Raw genomic sequence first — 5,368 nt, forward strand, 5'->3', positions numbered from 1 at the left:
GCAGATAGGCGGTGGCGGTACGTCCGCCCTCGACGTTGTCGACGTCGACGTAGTAGTCGTCGGCGCGCACGCGGTTGGGGCGCCCGCCGTACACGACGGGCACCACGTCGGCGACGCGGTCGAGGAAGGTGTCGCTGGTGTGGTGCGACGCCACGATCGCGCCGTCCACACTGCCGCCCCGCAGGTACGCGAGCGCTTTCGCGCTGGCGTCGTCGCTCGCGATCAGCATGTTCATGATGTAGTCGGACTCGCCGACCACCTCGCTGATACCCGCGACGATCGAGGCGAAGAACGGGTCGCCGAAGAACCGGTCGGTCTGCTCCGGGATCACCAGGGCGATCGCCCGCGTCTGCCGGCTCGCCAGGGAGCGCGCCGCGCGATTGGGGACGTACTGCAGTTCGTCGATCGCGCGGCGCACGGCCTCGAGGGCGGACGGGGAGACGGCGGTGGACCCGTTCACGACGCGTGACACCGTCGAGCGCGAGACACCGGCCCGGGCGGCGACCTCTTCGATCGTGGTGGTTCCGCGCGCGGGTGCGAGCTCCATCACTGCCTCCTCGGGCCCGACGCCGAGGGCCTAGACCGTGGGAACGACGGTCAGCGCACGCTCGGCGATGATGCGAGCGTACTGCCGGCCCGAGTCCTTCAGGGTCCGCTCCTGCGTGGCGTAGTCGACGTAGACGATGCCGAAGCGCTTGGCGTATCCCCAGGCCCACTCGAAGTTGTCCATGAGCGACCAGTAGAAGTAGCCGCGCACGTCGACGCCGTGGTCGACGGCATCCAGCACCGCGCCCAGGTGCGCCTCGACGAACTCCACGCGATCCTCGTCGTGGACGCGGGTCTCGCCGTCCTCGACGACCACCTCGTCGTCGTACGAGGCCCCGTTCTCGGTGACGTACAGCGCCACCCCCGCCTCGGCGGAGTACTCCTCGCTCACCCGCCGCAGCAGGCGCGTGAGTCCCTCGGGCTGCACCTCCCAGCCCATGTTGGTGCGCGAGAGTCCGCGGTCGTGCCAGTAGAGGTTCTCGTGCGCGGGGAAGGGCTTGCCGATCGGCCGCGTGGTGGGCGCGTCGCCCGCCGGCGGGTCGACGTCGGGCGCCGTCCCGCCGACGAGCTCACCGTGGTAGTAGTTCACGCCCAGCGAGTCGATGGGCGTCGAGATGACCTCGAGGTCGCCGGGACGCACGGCCTCGTGCCAGCGGTCCACCGCCTCGGCGTCGGCGGAGCGGAAGTCCTCGACGATGTCGGCCGGGTACGACCCGCGGAACACCGGGTCGAGGAACCACCTGTTGAACTGGCCGTCGATGCGGCGCGCGGCGTCGCTGTCGGCCGGGTTCGCCGGGTCGACGGCATCCGCCACCGTGAGGTTCAGGGTCAGGCCCAGGTTGAGCGAGCTGTCGCGCGCGCGCAGCTCGCGCACGGCCTGGCCGTGCCCGAGCAGCAGGTGGTGCGCGGCGAGCATGCCCTCGGCCTGCGAGTAGTGCCCGGGGGCGTGAGCGCCCGCCGTGTAGCTGAGGAACGACGAGCACCACGGCTCGTTCAGCGTGGTCCACACGTCGACGCGGTCGCCGAGCGCGTCGTGCATGTCGAGCGCGTACTCGGTGAAGAGGTCGCTCGTCTCGCGCACGGTCCACCCGCCGCGGTCCTGCAGCGCCTGCGGCAGGTCCCAGTGGTACAGCGTCAGCCAGGGCAGGATGCCGGCATCCAGCAGCTCGTCGACGAGACGCTTGTAGAAGTCCACGCCCTTCGGGTTGAGCGCGCCGCCGTCGGGGCGCACGCGCGACCACGACGTCGAGAAGCGGTAGGTCTGCAGCCCCAGGCGCTTCATCAGCTGCACGTCGCCGGCGTAGCGGTGGTAGTGGTCGCAGGCGACATCGCCGTTGTCGGCGTTGATGACGGCGTCGGGCACGCGGCTGAACGCGTCCCAGATCGAGGCGGTGCGACCGTCTTCGAAGGCGGCCCCCTCGATCTGGTAGGCCGCGGTCGCGGCGCCGAAGAGGAAGCCGTCGGGGAACGAGCGGGTGGTGGACATGGATCGGGTTCCTTCCGTGGGCGCGAGGGTCATCCCTTGACCGCCCCTTGCATGATGCCACTGACCAGCTGCTTGCCCGCGAAGACGAACAGCAGCAGCAGCGGAATCGTCGACAGCAGCACGCCCGCGAGGACGATCGAGTAGTCGACGAAGTAGTTGGACTGCAGCAGCGACAGGGCCACCGGCAGCGTCGGGTTCTGGCGGTCGAGCACGATGAACGGCCAGAAGAAGTTGTTCCACGCGCTGACGAAGGTGAACAGGCCCAGCATGGCCGCGGCGGGCCGGGCGGCGGGCACCCCCACGGTGAGGAAGGTGCGGAACGAGCTCGCCCCGTCGACCCGCGCGGCCTCGATCAGCTCGTCGGGAACCGACTGACGCAGGTACTGCGTCATCCAGAACACCCCGAACGCGCTGGTGAGAGCGGGGATGATGATGGCGCCCAGCTGACCGGTCCAGCCCAGCTCGCTGAACAGGATGTACAGGGGCACCACGCCCAGCTGCATCGGCACGGCCATCGTGCCCACGACGAAGACCAGCAGCCACGGACCGCCGCGGAACCGCAGCTTCGCGAACGCCCAGCCCGCGAGGGTCGAGAAGAAGACGACGGATGCCGCGATCAGCCCCGAGCTGATGATCGAGTTGAGCAGCGCGGGCCAGAAGTTGACCGCGGGGTCGCCGATCACGGCGGCGGCGTTGGCGAAGAAATTACCGCCGGGGATCCACGAGCGGTTGGCGTCGCGGATCGTGGAGGAGTCGCCCGAGCCGATCAGCAGCGACCAGTAGAACGGGAACACGCTGGCCAGCAGCACGGCGCCGAGGCTGGCGTACACGATCCAGCCAGGGCGCGATCCGCGCACGGGACGCGGGCGGCGACGGCGCGGTCCGGCCGGGGTACCTCCATCCGCGAGAGGGATGGGGGCGGCGTTGACGGCGGTCATCGCGTCGTCTCCTCTCCGGCGGCGGTCGCGCGTGCGGCGGCGGCCCTCAGGGTGTCGTGTCGGTCACGGGCGGAGGCCGTGGCATCCGTCCGCAGTCGTTCCCGCGCCGCCCGCGCCTGAGCGCGGCGCTCGCGACGGGTGCGGGGATCGCGCGTGCCGTCGTCGCGGACGAGCGAGCGGGTGACCACCATGTTGATCGCCCCGATGGCCAGGATGATGAGGAACAGGATCCACGCGAGCGCGGCGGCCCGGCCGAAGTTCCACTCGCCCCATCCGACGTTGTAGAGCCAGAGCGTGACGGTCAGCCACTGGTTGTCGGCGCCACCCGTGCCGTACTGGTCGTACATGCGCGGCTCGTCGAAGATCTGCAGGCCGCCGATGGTGGCGGTGATGATGACGAAGATCAGCGTCGGCTTGAGGCTCGGCAGGGTGATCGAGAAGAACTGGCGGATCTTGCCGGCCCCGTCGACGGTGGCAGCTTCGTAATACTCGCGCGGGATGGCCTGCATCGCGGCGAGGAGGATGAGGGTGTTGTAGCCCGTCCAGCGGAAGTTGACCATCGTGGCGATGGCGATGTGGCTGGCGAAGGCGTCGGAGTGCCACGGCACCGCGGGCAGCCCGAGGTTCTGCAGCGTGGTGTTCACGACGCCGTACTGGTCGCCGAACATGTTGCTGAAGATCAGGGCGACGGCCACGGGGGCCATCACGTACGGGATCAGCACGCTCATGCGCCAGAAGGTCTTGGCGCGGATGTTCTGATCGAGCATCGCGGCGATGAAGATCGCGAGGATCAGCTGCGGGACGCTCGAGAGCAGGAAGATGCTGAAGGTGTTGCGCAGGGCGATCCAGAACTTGGGCTGCGAGAGCACCCACGCGTACTGGTCGAAGCCGATGAACTCGCCGGAGTTACGGACCAGGTCCCAGTCCATGAACGAGATCACCGCGGTGTACGCGATGGGGAAGAGCCCCGTGATCGCGAACAGGATGAAGAACGGCGAGATGTAGAGGTAGGGCGAGAGCTTCAGGTCCCACGCGCTGCGCCGGCTCCGGCCGAAGCCGAGCCGTCGGGGTTCGCGGGCCGGGGGCGCTGCGACCGGTGCGGGTCGCTCGATCGTGCTTGTCATGGCGTGAGCTCCGTTTCTGCCGCGCGAGAGGTCGGAACCGGTCGCCGGCGACGGTGCTTCGGCGACGACAGTTCTCGACCCCTCGCACGAGGAGGGGACGGGCGATGGATGCCAGGGGCGCGAGGCCGCGACCCCCGGCATCCGTTCGCACGGTCAGGACAGGGCGTCGACCTCGGTCGCCCACTGCTTCCACGAGTCGGCCGCGCTCTGCGTGCCGTCCTCGACACGGGTCAGGGCCTTCTGCATGGCGTCGTTGATCTGGAAGTAGAACTGGCCCTTGTAGGGCGAGACCTTCACGGCCTGCGCACGCTCGGAGAGCATCTCGCCGACGGGGGCGTCGTTGAAGTACGCGTTCGTGCTGCCGGTCAGGGCCGCGGCGCTGAGGGCGTCGGTCTGGCTCGGGAACGTCCCGGCGTTCTCGAACGCCTTGACCTGCGTCTCGGGGTCGGTCAGCCAGTCGGCCAGCTCCTGCGCGGCCTCGACGTTCTCGCCGTTGGCGGGGACGGTCAGGTACGAACCGCCCCAGTTGCCCGCCCCGCCGGGGAAGACGTTGGCGATGTCCCAGCCGGTGACCTCGGGCGCGTTGCCCTCGATCACGCCCAGCATCCAGCCGGGGCAGAGCATGGTGGCGAAGGCGCCGTTCGACAGTCCGGCGAACCAGTCGTCGGACCACTGACCGAGGTGCGCGGACTGCGTGGCGCTGGCTTCGAGCACCTCGTCGTAGATGTCCTTGACCTCGGCGTTGCCGGTCGCGGTGATGGACCCGTCGTCGGGGTTCTCGTAGGCCGCCTCGACCTGGTTGATCGCGCCCTGGTAGGTACCGCCGGCGGAGTCGAAGAACGCCTTGCCGGTCGCGGCGACGTAGGTGTCGCCGACCGAGAAGTACGTCGACCAGTCGCCCTCGAGCAGCTTCGCGACCTCGGCCCGGTCGGTGGGCAGGCCGGCCGCGGCGAACAGGTCGGAGCGGTAGCAGACGCCCTCGGGGCCGATGTCGGTGCCGTAGCCGACGAGCTGCCCCTCGGGGCTGGTCGCGGCCTCGACCTTGTAGTCGAGCCAGCGGCTCTTGAGGTCGTCGGGCACGGGGGCCAGCAGGTCGGCGTACTCCATGACCTCGGGCAGCCAGTCGACCTCGATGGCCTCGATGTCGGCGAGGCCCGTCTTGCCGAGCTTCTGGAAGTAGTTCTCGCGGGCCTCGTTGCTGGTCGCGGCCTTGTTGTGGACGATCTTCACGTTCGGGTGCGCGTCCATGTACTCCTGCAGGAGCGCGTCGGTGT

General features: G+C 69.3%; 5 protein-coding genes. All 5 read right to left on the minus strand.

What is annotated here, in order from left to right; translation table 11 throughout:
• Positions 1-547 (minus strand): LacI family DNA-binding transcriptional regulator (locus DBR36_RS06620; protein ID WP_146185260.1); only part of this gene is annotated, 547 nt, incomplete at its 3' end.
• A gap of 30 nt (positions 548-577) precedes the next feature.
• Positions 578-2,032, minus strand: a complete 1,455-nt coding sequence (locus DBR36_RS06625; protein WP_108318119.1) for a glycoside hydrolase family 1 protein — start codon at positions 2,030-2,032, stop codon at positions 578-580.
• A 29-nt stretch (positions 2,033-2,061) separates the two neighbouring features.
• Positions 2,062-2,970, minus strand: coding sequence for a carbohydrate ABC transporter permease (locus DBR36_RS06630; protein ID WP_108318120.1), 909 nt, complete (start codon positions 2,968-2,970; stop codon positions 2,062-2,064).
• On the minus strand, positions 2,967-4,094 hold the full coding sequence (locus DBR36_RS06635; protein ID WP_108318121.1) for a carbohydrate ABC transporter permease: 1,128 nt from the start codon (positions 4,092-4,094) through the stop codon (positions 2,967-2,969). Before DBR36_RS06635 ends, DBR36_RS06630 begins: the two co-directional genes overlap by 4 nt.
• A 153-nt stretch (positions 4,095-4,247) precedes the next feature.
• Positions 4,248-5,368: ABC transporter substrate-binding protein (locus DBR36_RS06640; protein WP_108318122.1), on the minus strand; the 1,121-nt coding region annotated here is incomplete at its 5' end.

The sequence above is a fragment of the Microbacterium sp. HMWF026 genome, from assembly GCF_003061325.1.
GTDB classification, from domain to species: Bacteria; Actinomycetota; Actinomycetes; order Actinomycetales; family Microbacteriaceae; genus Microbacterium; species Microbacterium testaceum_E.

Bases quoted from the DNA above. Each gene is read 5' to 3' on its own strand.
- DBR36_RS06635 (WP_108318121.1), bottom strand. From the start codon at position 4,094: ATGACAAGCACGATCGAGCGACCCGCACCGGTCGCAGCGCCCCCGGCC.
- DBR36_RS06630 (WP_108318120.1), bottom strand. From the start codon at position 2,970: ATGACCGCCGTCAACGCCGCCCCCATCCCTCTCGCGGATGGAGGTACC.
- DBR36_RS06625 (WP_108318119.1), bottom strand. From the start codon at position 2,032: ATGTCCACCACCCGCTCGTTCCCCGACGGCTTCCTCTTCGGCGCCGCG.